This is a genomic window from Polaromonas sp. P1_F8 (assembly GCF_056405635.1).
This window is the reverse complement of sequence record NZ_JBFUBS010000001.1, coordinates 916268-940811: the sequence shown is the minus strand read 5'-3', so window position 1 is coordinate 940811 and position 24544 is coordinate 916268. Positions and strand designations below refer to the sequence as shown.

Annotated in this window: 22 protein-coding genes; 6 read left to right on the top strand and 16 right to left on the bottom strand. The window is 62.3% G+C overall.

The window, feature by feature from the left end; translation table 11 throughout:
• Positions 1 to 123 precede the first annotated feature (123 nt).
• From AC1D1J_RS04435 to AC1D1J_RS04415, 5 genes are read left to right on the top strand one after another with little or no spacing between them, the layout of a single operon-like run.
• Positions 124 to 2019, top strand: coding sequence for an ABC transporter permease (locus AC1D1J_RS04435; RefSeq protein WP_477685427.1), 1896 nt, complete (start codon positions 124 to 126; stop codon positions 2017 to 2019).
• Positions 2016 to 2795, top strand: coding sequence for an ABC transporter ATP-binding protein (locus AC1D1J_RS04430; protein ID WP_477685428.1), 780 nt, complete (start codon positions 2016 to 2018; stop codon positions 2793 to 2795). The genes AC1D1J_RS04435 and AC1D1J_RS04430 overlap by 4 nt, the downstream gene beginning before the upstream one ends.
• A complete protein-coding gene (locus tag AC1D1J_RS04425; RefSeq protein ID WP_477646605.1) occupies positions 2795 to 3532 on the top strand; it encodes an ABC transporter ATP-binding protein in 738 nt (245 codons plus the stop codon). Before AC1D1J_RS04430 ends, AC1D1J_RS04425 begins: the two co-directional genes overlap by 1 nt.
• Before the next feature lie 57 nt (positions 3533 to 3589).
• A complete protein-coding gene (locus tag AC1D1J_RS04420) occupies positions 3590 to 4084 on the top strand; it encodes a (2Fe-2S)-binding protein (protein ID WP_477685429.1) in 495 nt (164 codons plus the stop codon).
• The gene (locus AC1D1J_RS04415) at positions 4081 to 7725 is read left to right on the top strand and encodes a molybdopterin cofactor-binding domain-containing protein (RefSeq protein WP_477685430.1); all 3645 of its coding nucleotides are present in this window, start codon (positions 4081 to 4083) and stop codon (positions 7723 to 7725) included. The genes AC1D1J_RS04420 and AC1D1J_RS04415 overlap by 4 nt, the downstream gene beginning before the upstream one ends.
• Before the next feature lie 6 nt (positions 7726 to 7731).
• Here AC1D1J_RS04415 and AC1D1J_RS04410 read toward each other — a convergent pair whose 3' ends face one another.
• From AC1D1J_RS04410 to AC1D1J_RS04355, 12 genes are all read right to left on the bottom strand, one after another.
• A complete protein-coding gene (locus AC1D1J_RS04410; protein ID WP_477685431.1) occupies positions 7732 to 8442 on the bottom strand; it encodes an aspartate/glutamate racemase family protein in 711 nt (236 codons plus the stop codon).
• Positions 8443 to 8461: 19 nt separating this feature from the next.
• Positions 8462 to 9448 carry a recombination-associated protein RdgC gene (locus AC1D1J_RS04405; protein ID WP_477685432.1) on the bottom strand — a complete coding sequence of 329 codons (987 nt, stop codon included), beginning with the start codon at positions 9446 to 9448 and terminating at the stop codon, positions 8462 to 8464.
• A gap of 147 nt (positions 9449 to 9595) precedes the next feature.
• A complete protein-coding gene (locus AC1D1J_RS04400; protein ID WP_477646458.1) occupies positions 9596 to 10150 on the bottom strand; it encodes an NUDIX hydrolase in 555 nt (184 codons plus the stop codon).
• Between the two features lie 130 nt (positions 10151 to 10280).
• Positions 10281 to 11249, bottom strand: coding sequence for an MBL fold metallo-hydrolase (locus AC1D1J_RS04395; RefSeq protein ID WP_477693982.1), 969 nt, complete (start codon positions 11247 to 11249; stop codon positions 10281 to 10283).
• Positions 11250 to 11528: 279 nt separating this feature from the next.
• The gene (locus AC1D1J_RS04390) at positions 11529 to 12581 is read right to left on the bottom strand and encodes a TRAP transporter substrate-binding protein (RefSeq protein ID WP_477685434.1); all 1053 of its coding nucleotides are present in this window, start codon (positions 12579 to 12581) and stop codon (positions 11529 to 11531) included.
• Between the two features lie 81 nt (positions 12582 to 12662).
• Positions 12663 to 13982: a TRAP transporter large permease gene (locus tag AC1D1J_RS04385; RefSeq protein ID WP_477693981.1), complete on the bottom strand. Its 1320-nt coding sequence runs from the start codon at positions 13980 to 13982 to the stop codon at positions 12663 to 12665.
• The gene (locus AC1D1J_RS04380; protein WP_477685436.1) at positions 13979 to 14488 is read right to left on the bottom strand and encodes a TRAP transporter small permease; all 510 of its coding nucleotides are present in this window, start codon (positions 14486 to 14488) and stop codon (positions 13979 to 13981) included. The genes AC1D1J_RS04385 and AC1D1J_RS04380 overlap by 4 nt, the downstream gene beginning before the upstream one ends.
• A gap of 193 nt (positions 14489 to 14681) precedes the next feature.
• On the bottom strand, positions 14682 to 15377 hold the full coding sequence (locus AC1D1J_RS04375; RefSeq protein WP_477693980.1) for a fumarylacetoacetate hydrolase family protein: 696 nt from the start codon (positions 15375 to 15377) through the stop codon (positions 14682 to 14684).
• Positions 15374 to 16468: a gentisate 1,2-dioxygenase gene (gene gtdA, locus AC1D1J_RS04370; RefSeq protein WP_477693979.1), complete on the bottom strand. Its 1095-nt coding sequence runs from the start codon at positions 16466 to 16468 to the stop codon at positions 15374 to 15376. Before gtdA ends, AC1D1J_RS04375 begins: the two co-directional genes overlap by 4 nt.
• A 36-nt stretch (positions 16469 to 16504) precedes the next feature.
• Positions 16505 to 17863, bottom strand: coding sequence for an FAD-dependent oxidoreductase (locus AC1D1J_RS04365; protein ID WP_477693978.1), 1359 nt, complete (start codon positions 17861 to 17863; stop codon positions 16505 to 16507).
• Between the two features lie 218 nt (positions 17864 to 18081).
• Positions 18082 to 19080: a Bug family tripartite tricarboxylate transporter substrate binding protein gene (locus tag AC1D1J_RS04360; RefSeq protein ID WP_477693977.1), complete on the bottom strand. Its 999-nt coding sequence runs from the start codon at positions 19078 to 19080 to the stop codon at positions 18082 to 18084.
• 26 nt (positions 19081 to 19106) lie between these two features.
• Positions 19107 to 20300 carry a 3-hydroxybenzoate 6-monooxygenase gene (locus AC1D1J_RS04355; protein WP_477685441.1) on the bottom strand — a complete coding sequence of 398 codons (1194 nt, stop codon included), beginning with the start codon at positions 20298 to 20300 and terminating at the stop codon, positions 19107 to 19109.
• Between the two features lie 102 nt (positions 20301 to 20402).
• Here AC1D1J_RS04355 and AC1D1J_RS04350 point away from each other — a divergent pair, with 102 nt between their 5' ends.
• The gene (locus AC1D1J_RS04350) at positions 20403 to 20846 is read left to right on the top strand and encodes a MarR family winged helix-turn-helix transcriptional regulator (RefSeq protein ID WP_457280374.1); all 444 of its coding nucleotides are present in this window, start codon (positions 20403 to 20405) and stop codon (positions 20844 to 20846) included.
• A gap of 89 nt (positions 20847 to 20935) precedes the next feature.
• Here the strand turns inward: AC1D1J_RS04350 and AC1D1J_RS04345 are convergent, their stop codons facing one another.
• The 4 genes from AC1D1J_RS04345 to AC1D1J_RS04330 are packed head-to-tail and all read right to left on the bottom strand — an operon-like array spanning position 20936 to position 24500.
• Complete coding sequence (locus AC1D1J_RS04345; protein WP_477685442.1) at positions 20936 to 21238, bottom strand: antibiotic biosynthesis monooxygenase family protein; 303 nt, start codon at positions 21236 to 21238, stop codon at positions 20936 to 20938.
• 19 nt (positions 21239 to 21257) lie between these two features.
• Positions 21258 to 21596 (bottom strand): 2Fe-2S iron-sulfur cluster-binding protein, encoded by a 339-nt coding sequence (locus tag AC1D1J_RS04340; protein WP_477685443.1) that lies wholly within the window; start codon positions 21594 to 21596, stop codon positions 21258 to 21260.
• Positions 21597 to 21606: 10 nt separating this feature from the next.
• Complete coding sequence (locus AC1D1J_RS04335; protein WP_477693976.1) at positions 21607 to 23091, bottom strand: glutamine synthetase family protein; 1485 nt, start codon at positions 23089 to 23091, stop codon at positions 21607 to 21609.
• Positions 23088 to 24500: a Rieske 2Fe-2S domain-containing protein gene (locus AC1D1J_RS04330; protein WP_477693975.1), complete on the bottom strand. Its 1413-nt coding sequence runs from the start codon at positions 24498 to 24500 to the stop codon at positions 23088 to 23090. The genes AC1D1J_RS04335 and AC1D1J_RS04330 overlap by 4 nt, the downstream gene beginning before the upstream one ends.
• Positions 24501 to 24544: the final 44 nt, after the last annotated feature.

Below are 24544 nucleotides of genomic sequence, written 5' to 3'. Positions count from 1 at the left end.
GCCGCACCTCGTGCATGCACTCATGGCGGTTGGCCGGCAGTTCCGGTGCCGCAGTCATGTTAAAGGTGTGTCCGCTGTGCGCTGCTTGCTGGCCATGCTATCCCGCAGAAAAAAGGTTTGTTCATGAGCTTCTCAGGCTTTATCGTGCAGTTGCTTAATGGCCTGGCCGGTGCATCGTCGCTGTTTCTCGTGGCGGCTGGTTTGTCGTTGATCTTTGGTGTTACCCGGATTGTCAACTTTGCCCATGGATCTTTTTTCATGGTGGGCATCTACGTTGCCTATTCATTGGTCAGTGCTCTCGGCAATACCTTGGGTTTCTGGCCTGCCTTGCTGATTGCCGCTTTGGCTGTTGGTGTTCTCGGCGGCCTGGTCGAGGTTTTGTTGCTGCGCCGTATTTACCGTGCACCGGAACTCTTTCAGTTGCTTGCAACGTTTGCGCTTGGCCTGGTGATCAAGGATGGCGTGCTGTGGTTTTGGGGCCCCGAGGAGCTGCTTGGCCCCCGGGCTCCCGGCCTGACCGGCTCTGTGTCGATCCTTGGGCGTCAGTTTCCTTCCTATGATCTTTTCCTGATCGTCGCGGGACCTGTCGTCCTCGGCCTGCTTTGGCTTCTGCTCACCAAAACCCGATGGGGTACCCTGGTTCGGGCGGCCACCCAGGACCGCGAAATGGTCAGCGCGCTGGGTGTGAACCAGGCGTGGCTGTTCACAGCCGTTTTTGCGTTGGGCGCACTTCTGGCGGGCCTTGGCGGCGCGCTTCAGCTACCGCGCGAACCGGCTAACCTGGAAATGGATCTCAACATCATCGGCGCCGCATTTGTGGTGGTGGTGGTCGGGGGCATGGGCTCCATCCCGGGTGCCTACGTGGCAGCACTGCTGATTGCCGAACTCAAGGCCATTTGCATCTGGCTGGGGCTGGTCGAAATTGCGGGCATCAGCATCTCTTTTTCCAAGCTGACCCTGGTGGTGGAATTTCTGGTGATGGCCGTTGTCCTGGTAGCCCGCCCCTGGGGGTTGTTCGGCAGGCCACAGGCACCCAGCCGGCATGCAGGTGTGGCCGAAGAGCCGCTGCGCCGGCCACACCGCTTGTACGCCTGGGGTTGTGCGGGCCTGCTGGCGTTGCTGGCTTTGATGCCTGTGCTGGCGGCACAGTCCCCTTACGTCACCGTGTTACTGATTGACTTGCTGGTTGCTGTCCTGTTCGCCTGCAGCCTGCATTTCATCATGGGGCCTGCCGGGATGCATTCCTTTGGGCATGCCGCTTACTTCGGCCTTGGGGCCTATGGCGCCGCGTTGCTGGTACGCAGCCTGAACATGCCCATGGAGCTGGCGCTGGTCGTCGCACCCTTCGTGGCGGCGCTGGGTGCTTTTGTCTATGGCTGGTTCTGCGTCAGGTTGTCCGGTGTTTACCTCGCCATGCTGACGCTGGCCTTTGCGCAAATTACCTGGGCGATTTGTTATCAATGGGACGTGTTCACCGGCGGCAGCAACGGATTAACCGGTGTATGGCCTTCCGAGTGGCTGGCGGACAAACGCATTTATTACTACCTCACCCTTGTCTTGGTGGCCGGGGGGGTCTTGCTGATGCACCGCATGCTGTATTCACCGTTTGGCTATGGCATGCGTGCTGCGCGCGACTCGGTGCTGCGCTCGGATGCCATCGGCATGAATGTCAAACGCCTGCAATGGGTCGCATTTGTGATTGCGGGCTCATTTGCGGGGCTCGCTGGGGCGCTTTATGCCTTTTCAAAAGGGAGTATCTCGCCCGAAAGCCTGCACGTCAGCAAGTCGATCGACGGTCTGGTGATGGTTTTGCTGGGCGGAATCCAGACGCTTTTGGGGCCTGTTGTGGGTGCAGTCACATTCACATGGCTGCACGATACCGTGGCGCGAAACACCGACTATTGGCGAGCCATGCTGGGCGCCATCATCCTGGTTCTTGTGCTGCTGTTTCCCCAGGGAATTGCAGGCTTTGCCAAACAGCTGCTGGCCCGCCGCCGCGGTGCGGGAGAGAAGTCATGAGCTTGCTGAAGGTGTCAGGGCTGGGTAAATCGTTCGGCGGTGTCAGAGCTGTCGATGGCGTGAACTTTGAGCTGGCAGCGGGCGAACTGCTGGCCTTGATCGGGCCCAATGGAGCCGGGAAATCAACCACGTTCAATATGGTCAACGGCCAGCTGCGCGCAGATACAGGCTCCATCCAGCTGGACTCGCAGGAGCTGATCGGCTTGGCTCCCCGTGAAATCTGGCGGCGCGGTGTCAGCCGGACATTCCAGATTGCCGAAACCTTTTCTTCACTCACGGTCGTGGAGAACGTCCAGATGACCTTGCTGTCCGCAGACCATCGGCTTTTTTCCATGTGGCGCCGTGCCGCTGATTACAAGCGCGACGAGGCCATGGCGCTGCTTGAGCAGGTCAATATGAAGCCGCAGGCTGACCGCCCTTGCAGCGTGCTGGCATATGGAGATGTCAAGCGTGTGGAATTGGCCATGGCCATGGCCAACAACCCCAAGTTGCTGCTCATGGATGAGCCGACAGCCGGTATGGCTCCCAGGGAGCGAAACGACTTGATGGCGCTGACCAAACAACTGGTCATTGACCGGGGCATGGCGGTGCTTTTTACCGAGCACAGCATGGACGTGGTGTTTGCCTATGCTGACCGCATGATCGTGCTGGCGCGTGGCCGGTTGATTGCGGAAGGCAAGCCGCAGGATATCCGCGACCACCCCAAAGTCCAGGAAGTCTATTTCGGCAGTGGCAAAACCTTCGAGAAAAAGGCCATTGAAAAGGAAGCAGCGTGATGGGCAACGGCAACAATATTCTGCTGGAGGCGAAAGACCTGTCGGCCTGGTACGGCGCGGCGCAAATACTGTTTGGCGTCAACCTTGCTGTAGGGCGCGGCGAAGTCGTCGCCCTGATGGGGCGCAACGGCGCCGGAAAATCAACCACGTTGAAGTCGCTGATCGGGATGCTCGACAAGCGTCGTGGCAGTGTGGCCTTTCTCGGTAAAGACATCTCCAGCAGTGAACCACACCATGCTGCCCGGATGGGCCTGGGCTTTGTGCCGGAAGACCGGCGGATCTTCACCGACCTGACAGTGACCGAAAACCTGGAAGTAGGGCGGCAGGCGCCGCGCCGCTGGCCCGACGGCAGTGAGGCCCCCTTGTGGACGCCGGAACGCCTCTTCAAGCTGTTTCCCAACCTGGGCGAGATGCCCACGCGTCCCGGCGGCCGCATGAGTGGTGGCGAGCAGCAAATGCTGACAGTGGCCAGGACCTTGATGGGCAATCCCTATCTGGTTCTGCTTGACGAGCCCTCTGAAGGCGTGGCGCCCGTCATTGTGGAGCAAATGGCCAACATGATCCTCGAGCTGAAGGCCCACGGCGTCAGCATTCTGTTGTCCGAGCAAAACATGCATTTCGCCGAACTGGTGTCCGACAGGGCGTATGTGCTGGAGAAAGGGCAAATCCGTTTTGAAGGATCCATGGCGGATCTGGCTGCAAATGAAGAAGTGCGCCGTGCCTATCTCAGTGTGTAGGCCGTATCTCATCGATATTGAGAAATCACCACGCGAGCCAGCTCTGGTTCGGTAAATATGGGTTTCATCGTCACACTGTCCGTTAACCAGCTGGAGCGTACGCTGCCCGTTGCGGAGCAGGCCAGCCTGCTGACGGTGCTGCGTAACGATTTCGCGCTGAATGGCCCGAAATATGGCTGCGGTCTGGGAGAGTGTGGCGCATGCACCGTGCTGGTCGACGGTGTGGCGGCACGCGCTTGCGTTATTCCGGCGTGCGGCGTGACGGGCCGCGAAATCACCACCCTTGAGGGTCTGGGTACGCCGGCGGCCCTTCACCCGGTCCAGCAGGCGTTTATTGAAGAGCAGGCCGCCCAGTGCGGCTACTGCCTGAACGGCATGATCATGATGACTGTCGCCTTGCTGGCGCGAAACTCCGCACCTGGCGAGGACGACATACGCAGCGAACTGTCCGGCAATCTCTGCCGCTGCGGCACGCACCTGGAGATCGTGAAGGCTGTATTGCGTGCGGCAGAGCTGACGCGCCAAAGCCTTGCCCGGGGGAACTCGCCATGACGCGTCGCGCCGATGCGCCCCTGACACGCGCCGATTTTCATGCGGCCAGCGGCGTCTTGCTGGTGAGTCGCGAGCCGCCGCCGGCGCCTCCACCCGCCCGTGGCCAACCTGCACTGGTCAGCGCCAATCCGCAAGAGGGCGTTGAAATACTGGTTGCCGTGTGGGATGACGGCAGCGTGACGGCCCTGAACGGCCATGTAGACCTTGGCACCGGTATCCGGACGGCCCTGGCGCAGATCGTGGCTGAAGAGCTGGACGTTGCGCTCGGGCAGGTCAACATGGTTCTTGGGGACACGACGCGCGCGCCCAACCAAGGGGCCACGATTGCCAGCGCGTCCATCCAGGTTCATGCCGTCCCTTTGCGGGCCGCGGCGGCGCAGGCACGCGCGTGGCTGGTGATGCGCGCAGCCGGCGTACTGCAGGCGGATCCCTCCCTGCTCGCCGTGCGAGACGGCGTTGTTTCTGTGGTGGGGCAGGAAGATAAATCGGTGACGTATGGCGCATTGCTGGCCAATGAGCATGCACATCTCTCGCTGGTGCCGGGCACTCCTGTCAAGGATGCAGCCGACTACCGCCTGGTGGGGACCAGCGCGGCACGCCTGGATATCCCGGCCAAGGCCACCGGGGCACTGACATTTGTGCACGACATGCGCTTGCCCGGCATGCTGCACGGCCGCGTCGTGCGGCCGCCCTATGCCGGGGCTGATCACGGCGACTTCATTGGCAATACGCTGGAATCGGTGGACGAATCATCGATTGCCCACATTCCGGGCATTCGCGCCGTGGTGGTGATCCGCGACTTTGTCGGCATCGTCGCAGAGCGGGAAGAGCAGGCCGAACAGGCGCTGCGTGAATTGCGTGTCAGCTGGAAGCCGTGGCCCGGTCTCGCCAATCTGGGCGACCTTGAGCAGGCGATCCGCAACAACCCGGCCACGCAGCGCAGGCTTGTCGACGACGGCAACGTGGACACCGCGATGGCAAGCGCGGCACAAGTCCTGGCGCGCAACTACGTATGGCCCTATCAAATGCATGGCTCCCTCGGGCCTTCGTGTGCCGTGGCCGATTGGCAGCAGGAGCGTCTGACGGTATGGGCAGGAACCCAAAACCCCCACGTGCTGCGGGCTGACCTGTCGCGCCTGACAGGCCTGGCCGATGTCGCCATTGACGTGATCCGCATGGAGGCGGCGGGCTGCTACGGACGAAATTGCGCTGACGATGTGGCGGCAGATGCCGCGCTGCTTTCGCGTGCTGTTGGCAGCCCTGTGCGTGTGCAGCTGACGCGTGAGCAGGAACATGCGTGGGAGCCCAAAGGCGCAGCCCAGCTCATGCAGGTCAACGGTGGCCTGAATGCCGACGGGTCGGTTGCCGCGTATGACTTCCAGACCTCCTACCCTTCGAATGGCGCGCCCACGCTGGCGCTCTTGCTCACCCGCACCATCGAACCGGTCGCGCAGGCCTATGAAATGGGCGACCGAACCGCCCGGCCACCCTACGAATACGCCAACATGCGCATCGCCGTCAATGACATGGCGCCGCTGTTGCGGGCGTCATGGTTGCGTGGTGTTTCGGCGCTGCCCAATTCATTCGCGCATGAGTCCTACATCGACGAACTGGCAACAGCAGCGGGTGTCGATCCGGTGGAGTTTCGGCTGCGGTACCTGAAGGAGCCGCGCGCCGCCGAGCTGGTGCGTGCCACGGCCGAGCGCGCCGGCTGGATGGCGCATACGACACCGCAGCAGCAGCCGGCCGCGCCTGGTGATCCACAGGACGTCGTGCGCGGCCAGGGCTTTGCGTATGCCCGCTACATGCACAGCAAATGGCCGGGGTTTGGGGCGGCGTGGGCGGCCTGGGTGGCCGACGTCGAAGTGAATCGCAAGACGGGCGAGGTGCATGTCCGGCGCGTGGTGGTGGGGCATGACGCCGGCACGCTGATCAACCCCGCCGGGGTTCAGCACCAGATCCATGGCAATGTAGTGCAGACGACCAGCCGTGCACTCACGGAGCAGGTCATGGTGTCGCCCAAAACAAATCAGGTGACCAGCCTGGAGTGGGGAAGTTATCCCATCCTGAACTTCCGGGACGTGCCGGTGATTGAGGTCGTGACCATGGCGCGCCCCGGTGAGCCACCGCTTGGCGCCGGAGAGTCGTCTTCGGTGCCGGGTACGGCTGCCATCGCTAACGCCATTTTTGATGCCACCGGCGTGCGTTTTCGCCAGCCGCCTTTCACGCCGGAAGTCGTACGTGCTGCGCTCAACCCGGGGCTCGCGGCCGAGCCAGCCATTCCGGCGGCTCCGGCCCGGTTGCCCAATCCCGTACCTGAGGGCGCGGCATGGCCGAAAGGCGTGGCCTGGTGGTCCCGCGCAGGCGCCTTGCTCGCGGGGGTTGTGGGCATCGTGTGGGCGCTGGCAGGTGGCCGGTCGGTCATCGCCCCGGTGGTGCAAAGCGGCGCATCCGTTTACACCGCCGCCACGCTGGAACGCGGCCGGCAGCTCGCGGCCGCGGGCGATTGTGTGGTGTGCCATACAGCACCTGGCGGCATACCCAATGCCGGTGGCAGGGCCATGGATACGCCTTTTGGAAAGATCATCACCACCAACCTCACGCCCGATGCGGACACCGGCATAGGCTTGTGGTCCTTCAGCGCCTTCCAGCGCGCCATGCGTGAAGGAATTTCCCGCGATGGCCACTATTTGTATCCCGCGTTTCCCTATACCGCGTTCGCCAAAACCAGCGATGAAGACCTGACCGCGCTGTATGCCTACCTGATGGCCCAGCCCCCCGTGCGATCAGAACCACCGGCCACACGGCTGGCCTTCCCCTTTGGTGTGCGGCCGCTGATGGCTGGATGGAATGCTCTGTTTCATGACCCGGCACCTTACAGAGCCGACCCGGCGCAGACTGCCGAATGGAGTCGTGGTGCCTACCTGGTCAACGGCCTTGGCCATTGCGGCGCCTGCCATACGCCGCGCAATGCCGCGGGTGCCGAGCGCAGCGGAAAGGCCTTTTTAAGCGGGGCCGTGGTGGATGGCTGGGACGCTCCGGCGCTGACCGCGCTCTCGCGTGCGCCCGTGCCCTGGAATGCTGCGGAGCTGTACCGCTACCTGCGTAGCGGCTACTCACCGCAGCACGGTATTGCCGCGGGCCCGATGGCGCCTGTGATCAAGGAACTGGCCGCCTTGCCTGAAGAAGATATTCGTGCGATGGCGACATACCTGGTATCTTTTAACGAGCCAATTGCAGAAACCGAAAGCGTCCAGCGTGCCAGTCAGGTCGTCTTGTCTGCGCAGCAATCTGCCGGCAGCTTACCGGGTCCTGGCCAGCGCCTGTTCAATGGCGCTTGCACATCGTGTCATCACGATGGCGACGGCCCGCGACTGCTGGGGGTGAACGTGCCCCTGGCCCTTAACAGCAAGCTGCACAGCGAGCGGCCCGACAACCTGGTGCGGGTGATCCTTGAGGGAATTCAGTCACCGGCGAGCAAAGACATCGGTTTCATGCCGGCGTTTCGCCATAGCCTGGATGATGCCCAGGTCGCAACGCTGGCTGCGTATATGCGCGGCCGCTATGCACCCTTGGAACCGGCCTGGCAGGATTTGCCGACAACCGTTTCACGGCTTCGCGCTACGCCGGGCCAGCACTGAATCTTTTCAATCAGGCGAAGGTCGCGCGGCCTGCGTCGCCCTGACAAGCGCCGCGCGCGCCAGCAGGCGGGTGGAGTCCAGAGTCGGCAGGGGCGAGTTTGAATCGCTCATGATCAGGGGGATCTCCGTGCAGCCCAGGACGACAGCATCGCAGCCGTCGCTTTTCATCCGTTCGACGACTTTCTGAAAATACGCGATCGCCTCGGGCTTGAAGACGCCATACACCAGCTCATCCATGATGATGCGGTTGATCTCGTCTCGCTCGGCGTCGGTGGGGCGCAGGTATTGCAACCCGCGCGCCGTGAGCTTTTCGGGGTAGACCTCGCTGTTCGTCAGCCATCGCGTGCCGGTGATGCCGATGCGCCGGGACCCGCGCCTGGCCGCTTCTTCGGCAACGACTTCTGCGATATGGAGCCAGGGCAGGGGGGATCGTTCCTGTACGTAGGCAAACGCCTGGTGAATGGTGTTATCGGGGCAGACCAGGAAGTCAGCTCCGGTTTTTGCGAGCTTGTGCGCGGAAGCGAGCATGATGTCGCCCACACCGTCCCAGTCGTTGCGATAGATGCACGCCATGTAATCTGAAAGCGACGGCGTATGCATCGACACTTCAGGATGGGCATGCGGCCCCAGGGTCTTGGCGCCTTCCACGCAGATGGTTTGATAACAAAGCGCAGCGCCTTCGGCGGAGCAGCCGACGATACCGATGTGTTGGGGCATGACCTGTCTTCCTTATTTGCTACGCGGGCTCTGGTACCGGGTCGGCAGCAGGCGAGGTGGCCGGGTGCGGTGTGACTTCTCCCTCGGCGAGTTCCCCGCCCAACGCCTCCAGCATGTCCGGAATCAGCGAAGACAGTTCCCCCGTGATGATGGCCGCGTCGGTGTCAAAACCGTCGTCGTCCTTGCCGCTTTCCTGAACGCCGTCCAGCACCACATCGAGCAGCTTGAGTTTTTTCAGCTGCGCGGTTTCCGTCAGCACAAAAGACACGCGCTCGTTCCACGTCATCGCCAGCTGTGTGGGCAGTTTGCCGGCGGCAATGTGCTGGGCCACTTCGTCGATCTCCAGCGTGTGGCGCGAGTAGCGCACCGTGGATTTCTGGTCGTCCGGCGTCTTGAGCTCGCAGTCGCGGTCTACCGTGAAGTTATAGGGCGCTTCGCGCGTCGACAGCCAGTGCGACATGGCGGCAGCGGCCGACATCTGCGTCTGGACGGGGCTGGCCTTCAGGCCGGGCAGGGCGCCCGGCACCTCGCTCAACGCTTCCACAAAGTAACTCACGATCTTGTCGGCGCCTGTGAGGTTGCCGGAGTCAACCACCAGGAATTTGTTGACTACGTCGATCCAGAGAGTGGTGGTCGAGCGTTTGGTGAAGGCGCGTGGCAACAAGTCCAGCATGACTTCCTGCTTGAACTCCTTCTTGATCTTGGCGCCCACACGCTCACGGCCGGTTTCTTCCTTGTATTTCTCGATGCGTTCTTCCACCGCGGCTTTGATGGCGGACGAAGGCACGGGGCGGCGCTCGGTGCACAGGCGGGCGATTAACTGGCGGCCCACGCTTTCGAGCAGTACGGTGCTTTTGTTACCGCGCGGCGGCACCCAGCCACTGGATTCAGGCTCTGTTGCGCCGCAGGGAACGAAACGGTGGGACTGGAAAATTTCTTCAAGCACGTCCAGCGGAGGAAGCACAAAATCGTCGGCAATGCGGAAAAAAATTGCGGTGTTGAACATGAAATCCGGGGAAGAGGTTAGAAAAAGAGACTGCCGGAAGGCCGATGAGGGGGCAGAAAATCCGCGGTGAGAACCAGCCGGATACAGAGAAATTCTACCGGGCGCCCTGCCTGCAGAATGTAACGGCCGGCACGGGCTTGAAGGCCTTCATTCAATATCAAACGAATGGATGCCGTAAGCACCCTTGCGGCGGTCTTCGAAGTACTGCTCCAGTGTCTGCTTGACCGTCTTGAAGGCAATTTCGTCCCAGGGAATTTCGGCCTCAGTGAACAGTTTGGCCTCCATGGTCTCATGGCCTGGATTGAATTCGGTGCTCAAAAGCCGCGCCCGGTAATACATGTGCACCTGCCCGACGCGCACCACGTTCATGACCGTAAAAAGGCCCAGCATCTCATATTGGGCGCCGGCTTCTTCATCGGTCTCCCGGGCTGCGCCCTGCGAAGTGGTTTCGCCCAGTTCCATGAAGCCGGCGGGCAAGGTCCACTTGCCCCGGCGCGGCTCGATATTGCGTTTGCAGAGCAGCACTTGCGCGCCGTCCTCGCCCCAGCTGGGCACGGTGCCGACGACGTTGAGCGGGTTTTCGTAGTGAACCGTGTGGCAGGCCGGGCAGACGGCCCGCTCTTTTGTGTCGCCGTCGTCCGGCAAGCGATAAGCCACGGCGGTGCCGCAGACGCGGCAGTGGTTCAGGGGCGGTCGTTGCATCAGATGAGTGTAGCGGCTTTGCGCCCGCCCAGGCCTGCCGGGGCGCACGGCAGGCTTGCTGCAGTGCTATCAAAAAAGTAGCTGCTCGCGCCCGTTTTTATTGGCCTTAACGCGTATTTTGTTTATTTTCTTATTTCAGCGACGAGTAATTCACCGGTACCCAGGTGTAAGCCTTGCCCGCGCCCTTGCGCACGTGGCCCAGACCGGGGAAGGCGATATGCGCCGCGCCGACCAGATAGCCGTTTTTCGCGGCATCGGCGTAGGCCTTGGCGCGCTCTTTAGCGGCTGGGGGCGATTCCGAATCAAACTTGATCGTGACTTCCGGGTTGTCGAACTGGACGGCCGCCACGTGCATCAAGTCGCCCCACAACACCAGTTTTTCGCCCTTGCTTTCCACCACATACACGCTGTGGCCGGCGGTGTGGCCGTGGGTGGGCTGCGCCTTCACGCCGGGCACGAGCTCGGTGGCGCCTTCAAAGGTCTTGAGCTTGCCGGCCGTTGCGTAAGGCTTGATGGACGCCATGGCACCCTGGAAGAAGCCCTGGGATTCTTTGGGCGCTGCGTTCATTTTGGCTTCATCCAGCCAGAAGTCGGCGTCCGCCTTGTCCACACGCACCACGGCATTCGGAAACGCCATGGCGCCGTTCACCACCAGGCCGCCCACGTGGTCGGGATGCATGTGGGTGATATAGATCTCGTCGACCTGCTCGGGTTGGTAGCCGGCGGCTTTGAGGTTGGCCTGCAGGCTGCCCAGCGTCGGGCCGAAGAGGCCGGACGCACCCGTGTCGATCAGCACCAGCTTGCTGCCGGTGTTGATGAGGTAGGCATTGACTGAAGTCTCGACTGCGTCAGGTAAAAATGAACGCTTCAGTGCCGCGCCGACTTTCGCCGGCGTTGTGTTGGTGAGCAGGTCTTTCACGGGCAGCTTGACGGTGCCGTCCGACAGGGCGGTGACTTCAAAATCGCCCAGTGTGACGCGGTAGTAGCCGGGCGCCTGAGTCTTGACCATGGGGCCGGCCGCAAAAGCGGGCAAGGTGAAAGAAGCGCTCAGGCTTGAGGCCAGGATGGTGGCTGCCAGGGTTTTCAAAAAGCGTGACATGAAAGAACTTCCTTGGGGTAAATGGAATGATGGACCGGACTCACCCGCCATACGGGGACCGGGTGGATTCTTATGCAGGCGCGCCATGAATGAAGCCGCAGCCGCAGTAACCCGGCTGTCATGCAGGTTTTGCCTGAAGTGGTGTGCTATCAAATCAGGAGCTTATTGCGCCCGTATTCATTGGTCTGAAGGCCAAAAAGGCACAAGAACATAGGTGAAGCATAAAAAAACCGGACATAAGCCCGGTTTCATGAAAGCGCACCTGGCGCGGCCTGTTGATCAGGCTTTCGTCGTCTTGGTGTGCTTTTCGATCAGGCTGCGTGCTGTGTCCAGCAGTTTCTTGCCGTCAAAACCCTTCTTGTTCATGTCTTCCACCCACTCGACTTCCACCGTGCGTGATTTGCGGCGGAATTCCTGGGCTTCGGCCGCGCTCACGGTGTAAATCGTGTTGCCGCGGTCGCTGGCGGTCTTGCGGCCGGGAACGTCGTTGCCCTGCTGCACCTTGCCCAGCCAGGCCGAGGTGGCCATGCCGGAGTTGTTGTCGATGACCTTCTTGAGGTCGGGTGCGAGCGAGTTGTATTTCGCCTTGTTCATGGCCATCACAAAGGTGGTGGTGTAAAGGCTGCCGCCGGCGGGGTCGAACTCGGCGTGGAACTTGGTGAGCTCGTTGACCTTGACCGAAGGCACGACTTCCCAGGGAATCACGCAACCTGTAATGGTGCCCTTGCTCAGCGCGTCGGGAATCTGCGGCAGCGGCATGCCGACGGGCGTGGCGCCCAGCACGCCCATGAGCTTGGTGACCTGGCGGGTCGGCGCGCGCAGCTTGAGGCCGCGCATGTCGGCAATCGACTTGACGGGCTTGTCGACCGTGTGGATCACACCGGGGCCGTGCACCTGCAGTGCCAGCACCTGCGTATCCTTGAATTCATCGGGTGCAACGGTTTGCACGTATTCCCAAAATGCCTTGGAAGTCGCTTCGGCGTTGGACATCATGAAGGGCAGCTCAAACACCTCGATGCGCGGGAAGCGGCCGGCCGTATTGCCGGGCAATGTCCACACCACGTCAACCACGCCGTCTTTGGCCTGGTCGTAGAGCTGCACCGGCGTGCCACCCAGCTGCATGGCCGGGTAGCCTTCAAACTTGATGCGGCCACCGGATTCTTTTTCGACTTTTTCCATCCAGGGCTTGTGCATGGCCAGCCAGACATTGGATGAGGGCGACATGAAAGTATGGAACTTCAGGGTTATGGCCTGCTGGGCCAGGCCGGACAGCGCCGGTGCGCCCAGGGCGGCAGCGGCGCTGGTCTTGAGAAGGGTTCGTCGCTGAATCATGGCGTGTCTCCTGTGAACAATTTGACTAATTTAAGGCAAGCGGATGGGTTTGAGAAGCGGTGAAAGCCCTAGCCATAGGCGCTAGCTGATGTATTTCACCAGCCACAGCGATATGCCTGGGAACAGCAGCAACAAGGTGGTGCGGAGGGTGTCGCTGATGAGGAATGGCATGACACCTTTGTAGCTTTCGCTGATAGGCACGTCTTTGGCCAGGCCATTGACCACATAGACGTTCAGGCCCACCGGCGGCGCCAGCATGCCGAAGCCGACGGTCATCAGCACCATGATGCCGAACCAGATCGCGGTGTATTCCTTGCTCATGCCGAAGTCCAGGCCCATCACCATGGGGAAAAAGATGGGAATCGTCAGCAGCAGCATGGACAGCTCGTCCATCACCGCGCCCAGCACCACGTAAAACAGCAGGATGGCCGTGACAACCATCAGTGGCGACAGTCCCCAGCCGCCGACCACGCCGGCGAGCTGGTTAGGCACCTGCGTCAGGGCCAGGGCGGAGTTCATGAGGTCGGCGCCTATAAAGATCAGGAAGATCATGGCAGAGCTTTCCGCCGTGGCATAAAAGCACAGCTTGAATTTGGCCCAGGTGATCTCGCGCTTGAGCAAGGCGGCTACGAAAGTGGCGGCGGCACCCACCGCAGCGCCTTCAGTCGGCGTGAACAGGCCGCCGTAAATGCCGCCGAAGACGATCAGGAAGATGATGGCGATGGGCAGTATGCCCAGCATCGAAGCCAGCGTCATAGATGGTCGGTCGTTGTCCACTTCGGGCGCCTGTCCGGGCACCAGCCGCACGTAGATGGCAATGGCCACCATGTAGCCGAACATCGCGATAATGCCCGGCACCATGGCCGCCGCAAACAGCTTGGCGATATTCTGCTCGGTGAGGATGGCGTAAATCACCAGAGGCACCGAGGGCGGGATCAAAATGCCCAGCGTGCCGCCGGCTGCCAGCGTACCCGTGGCGAGGCGGCCCGAGTAGCCGTGGCGCTTCATCTCGGGCAGCGCCACGCCGGTGATGGTGGCGGCCGTGGCCACCGAGGAGCCGCAGATGGCGCCGAAAGCCGCACAAGCCAGGATGGACGCCATGGCCAGACCGCCCTTGAACCGGCCCATCACACCCGCTGCGAACCCGAAGAGGGCGCGGCTGATGCCGCCCTGCGTCGCGAAATGTCCCATCAGGATGAAGAGCGGGATCACCGACAGGTCGTAGCTGGCAAAGCGCGCGAAGGCCTGAGTGTTGAGGAAGCTGGAAAACGGCCCCCAGCCGGTCTGCATCACGTAACCGATGGCGCCTGCGGCAAACATGGCAACTGCGATGGGCACACGCACGGCCATGAAGGCCAGCATGATGCCGAAAATGACCAGGGCGAGCGTGATGGAGCTCATACGTGTGCCTCCAGCTCGTCCAGCGGATTGTGCGGCGCATGGGCGTCGCCGAAGCCGAAGAGGGATTGGCAAATACCGATCACGCAGGTCAGCACAAAGGGCGGAACCATGGCGGCATATACCGTCCATTCGGGAAAGCCCAGGATCTGGGTTTCAGAGTGCGTGTTGTAGGAGTTGAGGCCGCCCAGCACCGTGCGCCAGGCCAACAGGGCAAACACCAGGCCCAACAGCAACGCACCGAAACGGTCCAGCCTGTCGTTCGAGGTTTCGCCCAGTTTGGCGGTGAAGAAGTCGACGATGATGTTGCCGCGTTTGATCTGGCAAAGGGGCATGAAAAGCGCGATGGCCGCGCCGGTGACCACCCCGGTGAGTTCAAAGTCGCCGACGAGGGTAGCGCCCAGCAGGTTGCGGCCGATCAGGCTGGCGCAGGTCATGAGCGTGATCACCGTGAGCAGAACGCCCGCCAGCACAGCGCAGAATTTCGCAAGGGACTGCAGGATTTTCAAGAAGGCTCTCCAAAAAGCAGGTCTTGGCATTTGGGAGCTCCCAAAAAACCGGGTAAGCCGATTATCAGAATTGAGGAGGCAAGCAGTCAGGCGGGTTACCCCGGGTAAAGCGGGGTATTTGCGCGGTGATTAAAGCAGCTGCGCGGTTATCGCGCAGCTGTCCCGCCGTGACATGCGCTTGCTAACCCCGTGTTCAGATGACTTTGACGGTGAGTGTTTCCAGCCCCGCCACACCGCCGACCATGGTGTCGCCCGAAACCACAGCCGCGACGCCTTCAGGCGTGCCGGTATAAATCAGGTCGCCCGGTTGCAGCTCCCATGCTGCCGACAGGTGTTCAATGGTTTCCGCGATGTTCCAGATCAGCTTGGAGACATGGCTGCGCTGGCGGTCCTTGCCATTCACCTGGATGTAGAGCTCGGCATTGGCCACATCGCCGGCCTGGGCAGCGGGTGTGATGGGGCCGATGGGCGCGGAGTGGTCATAGGCTTTGCCAATGCACCAGGGGCGGCCCTGCTTTTTCATCTCGCCCTGCAGGTCGCGCCGCGTCATGTCCAGGCCCACGGCATAACCGTAGATGTGCTTTTGCGCATCGGCCGCCTTGATGTTTTTACCGCCGGTGCCAATGGCCACGACCAGCTCGATTTCGTGGTGCAGGTTCTTGGTCAGCGATGGGTAGGGAATGGTGCCGGTGACGCCGGCGTCCACCACGACAGCGGCATCTGCGGGCTTGAGGAAGAAGAAGGGCGGCTCACGGCCTGTAAAACCCATTTCCTTGGCGTGCTCTTCGTAGTTGCGGCCCACGCAGTAAATGCGGTGAACCGGAAAACGGTCTTTTGTGCCCACAACAGGGACGGACACTGCGGCCGGTGGGGTGATGACAAAACTCATGACAACCTTTCTTCTCTGTGTATGCCCAATGCCTGATGCACCGGGCGGTCTGAAAAACTGAACAGCACACAACCTTGCGCCGAACGCAATTGCGCAGTGTGCCACGACGGAATCACAAAATGGTCGCGCGGGCCGAACTCGAACGTCCGGGTTTCGCCGTTCCGTTCAATGTCAACGGAGCCCGTGCCCTCGACCACGCTGAACACGGCGCCGTCGGTTTGGCGCCACGGCTTGCCCGCAAAGCCCGCCGGCAGGCGCTGCATGAAGGTGGCCATGGTCGGCATGGGTGAGCCGCCGGTGGCCGGGTTCACATAGCGCAGCTTGACGCCGTCCCAAGCGTCGGTGTCGCCATGGGTTTCCAGCTGGTGCAGGGTCTCGCGCGTGCGGTCGTAGGGGTAGCTGAAGATGGGCGAGGTTTCACCGAACGGGGCGTCATACCGCATCGGCAGCATGTTGGCGCCGTAGCGTTGGGTGCTGATGCCTTGGGGCTTGGTGACTTCCTGTTGCTTGGCCGTGCCGTTTTCGGCAAAGCCCGCATCGAAGAAACGCAACATGGGAATGTCCAGCCCGTCCAGCCAGACCACGGGCGTATCCGATTCCATGCGGCCTTCGTGGCCGTGGTCGTGCCAGGTCCAGCTCGGGGTGATGATGAAGTCGCCTGGTTTCATCTGTGTTCGCTCGCCATCCACGGCGGTGAAGGCGCCATGGCCTTCCACCACGAAGCGCAATGCGCTTTGTGTGTGGCGGTGGCTGGGCGCTATTTCACCCGGCATGATGACCTGCAGACCTGCGTACAGCGACTGCGTGATGCACGACTGCCCACGCAGGCCGGGGTTCTCCAGGATCAGCACGCGGCGTACCGCTTCTTCAGCGGTGATCAGCTCGCCCGACTTCATCAGGAAGGGATGCACGTCGGCGTACTTCCACAGCGCCGGCTGGCAGGGGGTGCTTGGCGATTGCGGCACCAGCGCGTGCAGCACTTCCCACAGCGGCGTCATGCTGTGCGCCGAGATGGCTTCATAAAAGGCCTTGCGTGCAGCGCCGTGGGGTGCTGAGGGCTGGCCTGGGGCGGTAGGGGGCGTCATGTCCATGATGGATGTCCAGTCTCTGGGGTGAAAGATCGCCGCTTAAAGGTCGTTATCGAAATACACGCCGTCCCGCGTGAGCAACTGCTGCAGCTGCTTCACATCGGTATCGGCAAAGGCCTGCCCGGTGCCCGGCATCGCCGCCGCCGTACCCGCTGCCTGACCCATCACAAAGCAACCGCCGCTGGCTCGCGCGGCCGACTGGCCTTCGTGTGTCATCGACGCGCACCGGCCGGCCACCAGCAGATTGGTGACACCTTGGGGCACCAGCATGCGCCAGGGCAGGTCGTTGTAGGCGCGGCCTTCAGCCGCATCCACATTGTGCGGAAATTGCCAGTCGATCCGGCCATCCGCATGCAGCTCCATCGGCCAGGCGTTGATGCCGATGGTGTCGTCAAAGCGCGCCGACGAGAGGATGTCTTCGCCGCTCAAGGCATAGAGCCCTTGGATCCGGCGCGTCTCGCGGATACCGACCTGCGGCGCGATGTCGACGATGGCCGAATCCGCAAAACCCGGCACTTCATGCTTCAGGAAGCGGAAGTATTCGGTGATCTGGCGCCGGCCTTCGAGCTCGCCCTCGCTGAGCTGCCGCGCGTCGGTGGCATCCATGGCCGTACCTTGCGCGTTGCGTATCTGCGTGACGTTGGCGCGCCATTCGGTCGGGTTCTTCTGGGGGCGGAGGATGGCACCTTCGCGGGGGAACTTGTAGCGGCCCGGCTCGCGCGCCTGGCTCTCGGCCATCAGGGTGTTGATGGCTTTGAATTCGCCCACAGCCGCCAGCGCACGCGGTGCATCGACATGGCCGACGCGAAACATGGTGGAGGGAAACAGCGCGCTGCCATGCCCGTCACCCAGTTCAAACGGCACGCCGGCAAAGTTCGCCACATCGGCGTCGCCCGAACAGTCGATGAAACGCGCGGCACGGATTGCCTGGCGGCCGGATTTGGTCTCGACCACCAAAGCGCTGATGCGGTTGCCCTCCATCACCACCGCAGCAGCCCAGGCATGGAAAAGGATTTGCACACCGGCCGCCACCAGCAACTGGTCGGCTGCGCACTTGTAGGCCGACACGTCATAAGAGCGCACGCGGATGCGGCCCTGCATGCCGTCCTGCGGCGCGTTCAGGCCGCCCAGCGCGTCAATGCGCTGCAGCAGGTCGTCGGCCACGCCGCGCACCACCTGTTGCATCTGGCCATTCTTGCGGCCGTAGAGGCCCGCGAAATTGGTGACGCCGCCGGCTGTGCCCATGCCGCCGAGGAAACCGTAGCGTTCCACCAGCAAGGTGCGCGCGCCGTGCCGTGCTGCGCTGACGCTGGCGGCCAGGCCCGCGGGTCCGCCGCCCACGACCACAACGTCAAATTCTCCGTAGACGGGCAGGGTGCGTGCGGGCTCTGTGATCAAGTTGCACCCCCGTCCAGGCTCACTGCGTGTAGCCTGTTCCCCCCTCGAGGGGGCGGCGCCTGCGGTCTGGCAAAGCCAGTCCCGCGGCCCCCACTGGTAGTGTCCAAAGAATTCTTCAACCCAGCATGAGCCGCGGAACCGGCTTTGCCGGGCCGCAGGCTGGCGGCCCCCTCGGGGGGCAGGGAGTTACACGAAGTGAACGACCGTGGGGGCATCATTTACTCCAGTTTGATGCCGCGCGACTGAATGATGCCGCCCAGGATGGCGGCTTCGTCTTTGACGCGGCTCTTCAGGCCGTCGGGCGACGTGCCCACAGCCTGCCAGCCCTGGTTAAACAACTTTTGCCGCGTGTCGGCGTCGCGGATGATGCGCGGCACCTCTTGCGCCAGCCGGGCCTGCGCGGCTTTGGAGAGACCCGCCGGGCCGATCAGCGCCGTCCAGACTTCGAGGTTGACGTTGGTCACGCCTGCGTCGGCCAGCGGCGGCACCTCGGGCACCAGCGAAGAACGTCCGCCGGCCAGGCCAACCGCCCGGAGCTTGCCCGACCGCACATGCGGCATGGCCACGCCGGGCGGGATCAGCGCCATCTGGATCTGGCCGCCCAGCATGGCGGTCACCACCTGCGGGTTGCCGGCGAAGGGCACGTGAACTGGTGTGACGCCGGGCATGCGGCTTTTCAGCAGCTCCATGCCCAGGTGCGCCACCGAGCCGTTGCCGACCGAGCCGTAGTTCCACTGGCTGCCGCCCTGGCGCGCGGCAGCGAAGAATTCGGCGCCGCCAGGCTGGCCCGCAGGGGCTACCAGTACCAAGGGCGCTGTGGTCAGCAGTGAAATGGGCGCAAAGTCTTTGGCCGGGTCATAGGGCAGTCTGGAGTACAGCAGCTTGGCCGAGGTCAGGTTGCCGTTGATGACGACGCCCAGCGTATGGTCGTCAGTGGCTTTGGCAACCTGGTCGGCCGCGATGTTGCCTGACGCGCCGGGCCTGTTTTCCACAATCACGGGTTGGCCGAGGGCGTGGCTGAGGGGTTCTGCCAGGCTGCGCGCCGCCATATCGGGTGTGGAGCCGCCCGGAAACCCCACCAGGATGCGCACCGGCCTGGTCGGCCAGGCCGTATTTTTTAAGTCTTTTGGGGCTGCAGCCCAGGAAGTATGGGCGCAAGCAGCTATCAAAAGGGTAGCAATTATCCTGAGAGCAGCAGTGCTGGGAAGAAGAGTCATGACAATTCCTGGGACTTTTGAAACCGTCATTGGAACAGTTTTGACGGCTCGATTCCGTCGTACATCCACTTCAGGCCTGCGAAACCCGCGCTCTCGGTGCCGCTCTGGAACATCTGGTTGCGCAATTCGCGTTGAACACCGGCCGCATGGTAAATATCACCGTAAAAACGGGCGGTCAATTGCACGCGGCCGGTACGCAGGTAGCGCTTTTGCTGGTATTTCTGGAAGGCTTTTGGCACATCGCCGCGGGTAAAGCGCAGCGCTTCACGCAGCACGACGGCGTCTTCAATGGCCTGGCCGGCGCCTTGGGCGAGGTACTGCAGCATCGGGTGGGCGGCATCGCCCAGCAGGGTCACGCGCCGGTCGGTCCAGTTTTTCACGGGTTCGCGGTCGCACAGCACCCACATCTTCCAGGTCTCGATTTTCCCCAGCAGTTCCTTGACTTGCGGGCAGGCATCGGCGAAACGCTCGTTCAGCTCGGCCGTATCGCCAAAGGTGTTCCAGCCCTCGTCGTATTTGTTGCTGTGAAAAACCGCCACCAGGTTGAAGAGTTCGCCGCGGCGCAGGGGGTAGTGAACCAGATGGGTTTTCTCGCCGCCCCAAAGCAGCACATCGTCGCTCCACAGATGGGCCGGCACATCCTCGCGCTTGAGCACGGCGCGGTAGGCGATATGGCCCGACACGCGGGGTTTGCCGTCGCCCACCACGGCTTCACGGATGCGGCTCCAGATGCCGTCTGCGCCTATCAGCGCGCTGCCTTCGACGGTTTCGCCGCCTGCAAGGTGTACGGTCACGCCGCTTTCCGATTGGTCAAACGACTCCACCTTGGCGCTGGTGCGCAAGGTGATGTTGGGCTGGGCCCGGCAGGCATTGAGGAACACCTGGTGCAGGTCGGCGCGGTAAATCACGCCATAAGGAAACCCATAGGTGGCGCGGGCCAGGTCGCCAAGCGGGACACGGACAACCTTCTCGCCTGTGCGCACGTCGTTCATGCCAAGGCCGGTGGGAAAGAACGCCACACGGTTGACGGCTTCAGTGAGGCCCAGGTAGTCAAACATGCGGAAAATATTGGGGCCGAGCTGGATGCCGGCGCCGATCTCGCCAAAACTCGCCGCCTGCTCCATGAGCGTCACGGCGCGCCCGTCCTGCGCGAGCACCAGGGCCGCGGCCAGCCCGCCAATGCCGCCGCCCGAGATGAGGATGGGGGATGTGTGTGACATGTATGAGAGGGTATCAGGGGGGCTTTGACAATGATAAGTATGCTTATCATGTATGTCCCTAGTACATACCCTGAGCGCAAAGCTGAACGGTAAACTCGGCAAATGGCAAAAAGCTTTAACTTCAGCGAGGCCCCCGGGCACTTGATCCGCCGGGCGCAACAACTCGCGGTTGCGATCTTCATGGAGGAGACGGCCGGGTTTGATGCGACGCCCGTGCAGTTCGCCATCCTGAATGCGCTGATGGACGACCCGGGCGAAGACCAGATCACACTGTCGGGCCGCGTTGCCTTTGACCCGGCCACTTTCGGGTCGGTGATCGGTCGGCTGGAGGCCAAAGGCTGGGTCAAGCGGGAGGCTGACCCATCCGACAAGCGCCGCAAACTGCTGTGGACGACGCCCGAAGGGGAAAAAGTTGCACTGCAGATGAAACGCGCGGTCAGCAAGGCACAGCAGCGCATCGTGAGTCCGCTGGATGATGACGAGCGGGTGCAGCTCGGCCTGTTGCTTGGCAAGCTGATCAGCGGCCACGAAAACGCGGCCAGGTAGCCAGCATCAGAACTGCGCGCAGACAATAAAAACGGGGCAGTCAGCCCCGTTTTTATTGTCTGCCTGTTTGCCAGGCCCTGGCCCAAGGCTCAGGCTGACTTGGCCACCAGGTCGAAATGCTCCACCGTGGGCGGGCCGGCAAAGAAGGGCCCGACAATGGCTCGCCAGTCGGCAAAGGCGGGCGACTGACGAAAGTCGACAGTGTGGTTTTCCAGTGTGTCCCAGAAGATCTGCAGGATGTAGCGCTCAGGGCTTTCAATGCCCTTGTTGACCTTGAAGCCCTGAAAGCCCTTGGCTTTGGAAATGACTTCGCGGATGCCGCGCTGGATAGCTTCGTCAAAGGCGGCTTGCTGGCCCGGGTGAATGCGGATGTCGGCGAGTTCGAGAATCATGAACAACTTTCTGGGGTAATTAATACTGGGTAGACGGCAACTCTACCGTCAAACCGTCCAGCGCGGGTGTGAGCTTGATCTGGCAGCTCAGCCGGCTCGTGGGCTTGCGTGGCGCGGCGGTGAATTCAATCATGCCCAGTTCTTCACCGTCGGGTGGCGGCAGAGTGCTGGCATCCGAGGCAAAAGGTTCCTGTACGTACACGTGACATGTCGCGCAGGTCAGCAGCCCGCCGCAGTCGGCGGCAATGCCGTCAATGCCGGCTGAGACGGCCGCCTCCATCAGGCTTTTGCCAATCTTGCCGCTTATCCGCGTGGTACTTCCATCTGCTGCTATTAAATTGATAGTGATGGTGCTCATGAGGCGATTCTCAAATGCGGCTGAAATACTCGCGGCGCTGCCACTCGTCTTTGTTTTCGGCTTCGGCATGGCGGGCGATTTCGGCTTGCTTGATGCGTGTGAGGCAGCTGACGAAGGTCTCGCCAAAGGCTACCGTCAAAGCGGTGTCGGCTTTCAGTGCGTCCAGCGCCTCGCCGAGGCTGGTGGGGATTTTTTCTGCCGCAGCGCCATACGGTGCGTCAGTCGCTGGCGGCGCTTTGAGTTGGCGGGCGATGCCATCCAGCCCGGCATGAATCTGCGAGGCAAGGTAGAGATAGGGATTCGCCGCCGGCTCGCCAAGGCGGTTTTCGATGCGCGTGCCGTTGTCATCGCACTGGCCCACCACGCGCAGCATGGCGCCGCGGTTGTCGCGGCCCCACAGGATGGATTGCGGCGCGAGTGCGTTGGGCCGAAAGCGCCCGAAGCCGTTGATGGTGGGTGTGCAAAACGCCGTCATGCCGCGCGCATGCGCCAGCAAACCGGCCAGGTACTGCTCACCAACTTCCGACAGCGTGTATTGCGCGTCGGCTGGTGTGCTTCCGGTTGCAGGAGCGCTGCGCTTGAACAGGTTGGCGCCGGTTTTCAGGTCCACCAGCGATTGATGCAGATGCCAGCCGCTGGACATGATGTTGGGAAAGGGCGGGCGGCACATGAAGGTAGCGTGGTAACCGGCACGCCGCAAGGCCTGCTTTACCGCACTGCGAAACAGCACCATGTTGTCGGCGGCTGTCAGCGCATCGGTGGCTTCAAACACCGCCTCGACCTGGCTGGGCCCCAGTTCGATTTCGAGTGACAGCAGGGGTAGCCCCAGCGCCTGCGCCGTGCGCTGCACGATGCGAAGCGGCTCTTCGGCCATGTCCACCCATTGCTCTGACAGGAGGTGGTAGCCGGGATGGATCATGCTCACCTCTGGCGGCAAGCCCGGCCAGTCGGCCAGCGCCGGGTCAAGTTGGGGAGCGCTGCCACCCTCGGAAATCCGGTAAATGTGGAACTCGATCTCCAGCCCGCACTTCATGCTGTAGCCGGCTTCAGCCAGTTTTGCGAGTGCGCCTTGCAGTACCCGGCGCGTGTCGAGTTCTACCGGGCGGCCGTCGGGAAACCATGGCTGGCATTGCACCCAGCCGGTTTTGTCGGCCCAGGGCAATTCCTTCAGGCTGACCGGGTCGGCCAGCAGCATCACATTGCCGCCAAATTCAAAACCCGGCAGTTCGTCGGCGCCGCCGGCTTCGAACACCTTGTACGCGGTGCGGTCGGCGGTGTCCTTGAGCAGCAATGTGCTCACCATGCCGACGCCGTCCGTCATGGCTTGTCCGGCTGCAGAGGCCACCAGTGTCTTGCCGCGCAGCATGCCGTGCAGGTCGCACCAGGCGAAGCGCACCAGCTCCAGGCCGCTCGCCTCGATGCGCCGCGTGGCATCAGCCAGCGCAGCCTGCCTTTCGGCGTCGCTCACGCCGCATTGCGCTGCAAAGCTGCTCATGGTTGCGTGACGGTGCTGGGTGAGTCGGCGGCGGCTTTGGCGTCCAGCCACGGCGCGCCCTCGCGCTTGGCGCACGCGGTTTGCTGCCACCACTGAGACCATTCGCCCGCTGGCGCAATGCCGTCCACCGTGTCCGGGCCGGTGATCGCCGCGGCTAGCGCAGGGTCGGCAATGCCGGGTGCTACGCCGCCGTTTTGCACTGTCTCAATCGCCTTGAGCAGCACGCGCCGGTTGGCCATGATGACTTTGTCGGAGGTGCCCAGGTGCTCGCGTGTGCGGTCCTGAATGGTGCCCATGCTTTCCACGGCCCACTGGTCGTGTACGTTGATGTCTTCTTCGCCCATGCCCAAGTAGGTGGTGCTCATCTGCTCCTTGGCGTTGAAACCCCAGTTGTTGTGGCGGCCGGCGTTGGGAATGTAGTCGGGCAGGGCGATGAATTGCTGGCGCTGCGCGCGCATGCTCTCGCGGTCCAGCGGGCCGCCAAAGCTGGTGAAGAAGGTGTACCAGTAGGTGTTCGTGTCGTCTACCGGCACATGCATCTGCGTGATGGTCATGGTTTCCGACAGCGGAATCACAAAGGTGGCCGGGAAGATCGCGTTGGTCACGCGCACATGGGTGAGCTTGTCGGTCATGGCACGCAGCGCGGTCAGCTGCATGCCCCAGGGCTTGTTCTCAAAGCTGATGTCGGGCTGGGCGAACTCGCGCATGATGCGCGTCATCGGCCACTGCTCGCCGTCCTTCGTGCCGGCGCTGGCGCTGCGAAACTGCTTGCCGGCCGGGTTCTGGCCGATTTCATCGAGTGGGTCGTCTTGCAAAAAGCGATGCAGGAAAGACGGGTGCGCCGGGTCGATGCCTACCTCAAAAGCCTGCAGCCAGTTGGCGTTCCACAAACCCTTGAAGGCAAAGCTATGTGTCGCGGGCGCGGTAAAGCAGTCAAAAGCGGGGAAGGGTGGTGGTGCGCTGCCCTCGTCGCCCAGCCAGGCAAACAGCACGCCGGCTTTTTCAATCACGGGGTAGCTGCGCTGGCGTATGCGTTCGCACAGCTTGCTGCCCGTGGGCTCGGCCGGTGTTTCCAGGCAGCGGCCGTCGGTGGCGAACTTCCAGCCGTGAAAAGGGCAGCGCAGGCCGCCGCCTTGCACTGCGCTTTCGCGGCGGCCAAACGACAGGTCGGCGCCGCGGTGTGCGCAGTCGCGGTCCAGCAGGCCCCATGCGCCGGAGGCGTCCTTGAACAGCACCAGATCCTGGCCGAACAGTTTGAGCGCCTTGACCGGGCGAAGCTCCATGCGCGGGTCCAGCGCTGGGTTGAACTCATCGACCAGCGCGGCGGGCTGCCAGTACTGGCGCAGCAGCTTGCCGCAGGGCGTGCCCGCGGTGATGCGGGTGAGCAGTTCGTTTTGTTCAGCGTTCATGGGGACCTCAAAACGGTATACCAAAATTAAAATTCAGTGTACAT

Bases quoted from the DNA above. Each gene is read 5' to 3' on its own strand.
- AC1D1J_RS04345 (WP_477685442.1), bottom strand. From the start codon at position 21,238: ATGATTCTCGAACTCGCCGACATCCGCATTCACCCGGGCCAGCAAGCC.
- AC1D1J_RS04350 (WP_457280374.1), top strand. From the start codon at position 20,403: ATGGCAAAAAGCTTTAACTTCAGCGAGGCCCCCGGGCACTTGATCCGC.
- AC1D1J_RS04420 (WP_477685429.1), top strand. From the start codon at position 3,590: ATGGGTTTCATCGTCACACTGTCCGTTAACCAGCTGGAGCGTACGCTG.
- AC1D1J_RS04385 (WP_477693981.1), bottom strand. From the start codon at position 13,982: ATGAGCTCCATCACGCTCGCCCTGGTCATTTTCGGCATCATGCTGGCC.
- AC1D1J_RS04360 (WP_477693977.1), bottom strand. From the start codon at position 19,080: ATGACTCTTCTTCCCAGCACTGCTGCTCTCAGGATAATTGCTACCCTT.
- AC1D1J_RS04355 (WP_477685441.1), bottom strand. From the start codon at position 20,300: ATGTCACACACATCCCCCATCCTCATCTCGGGCGGCGGCATTGGCGGG.
- AC1D1J_RS04335 (WP_477693976.1), bottom strand. From the start codon at position 23,091: ATGAGCAGCTTTGCAGCGCAATGCGGCGTGAGCGACGCCGAAAGGCAG.
- AC1D1J_RS04390 (WP_477685434.1), bottom strand. From the start codon at position 12,581: ATGATTCAGCGACGAACCCTTCTCAAGACCAGCGCCGCTGCCGCCCTG.
- AC1D1J_RS04375 (WP_477693980.1), bottom strand. From the start codon at position 15,377: ATGAGTTTTGTCATCACCCCACCGGCCGCAGTGTCCGTCCCTGTTGTG.
- AC1D1J_RS04415 (WP_477685430.1), top strand. From the start codon at position 4,081: ATGACGCGTCGCGCCGATGCGCCCCTGACACGCGCCGATTTTCATGCG.
- AC1D1J_RS04405 (WP_477685432.1), bottom strand. From the start codon at position 9,448: ATGTTCAACACCGCAATTTTTTTCCGCATTGCCGACGATTTTGTGCTT.
- AC1D1J_RS04340 (WP_477685443.1), bottom strand. From the start codon at position 21,596: ATGAGCACCATCACTATCAATTTAATAGCAGCAGATGGAAGTACCACG.
- AC1D1J_RS04425 (WP_477646605.1), top strand. From the start codon at position 2,795: ATGGGCAACGGCAACAATATTCTGCTGGAGGCGAAAGACCTGTCGGCC.
- AC1D1J_RS04395 (WP_477693982.1), bottom strand. From the start codon at position 11,249: ATGTCACGCTTTTTGAAAACCCTGGCAGCCACCATCCTGGCCTCAAGC.
- AC1D1J_RS04400 (WP_477646458.1), bottom strand. From the start codon at position 10,150: ATGCAACGACCGCCCCTGAACCACTGCCGCGTCTGCGGCACCGCCGTG.
- gtdA (WP_477693979.1), bottom strand. From the start codon at position 16,468: ATGGACATGACGCCCCCTACCGCCCCAGGCCAGCCCTCAGCACCCCAC.
- AC1D1J_RS04410 (WP_477685431.1), bottom strand. From the start codon at position 8,442: ATGCCCCAACACATCGGTATCGTCGGCTGCTCCGCCGAAGGCGCTGCG.
- AC1D1J_RS04430 (WP_477685428.1), top strand. From the start codon at position 2,016: ATGAGCTTGCTGAAGGTGTCAGGGCTGGGTAAATCGTTCGGCGGTGTC.
- AC1D1J_RS04435 (WP_477685427.1), top strand. From the start codon at position 124: ATGAGCTTCTCAGGCTTTATCGTGCAGTTGCTTAATGGCCTGGCCGGT.
- AC1D1J_RS04330 (WP_477693975.1), bottom strand. From the start codon at position 24,500: ATGAACGCTGAACAAAACGAACTGCTCACCCGCATCACCGCGGGCACG.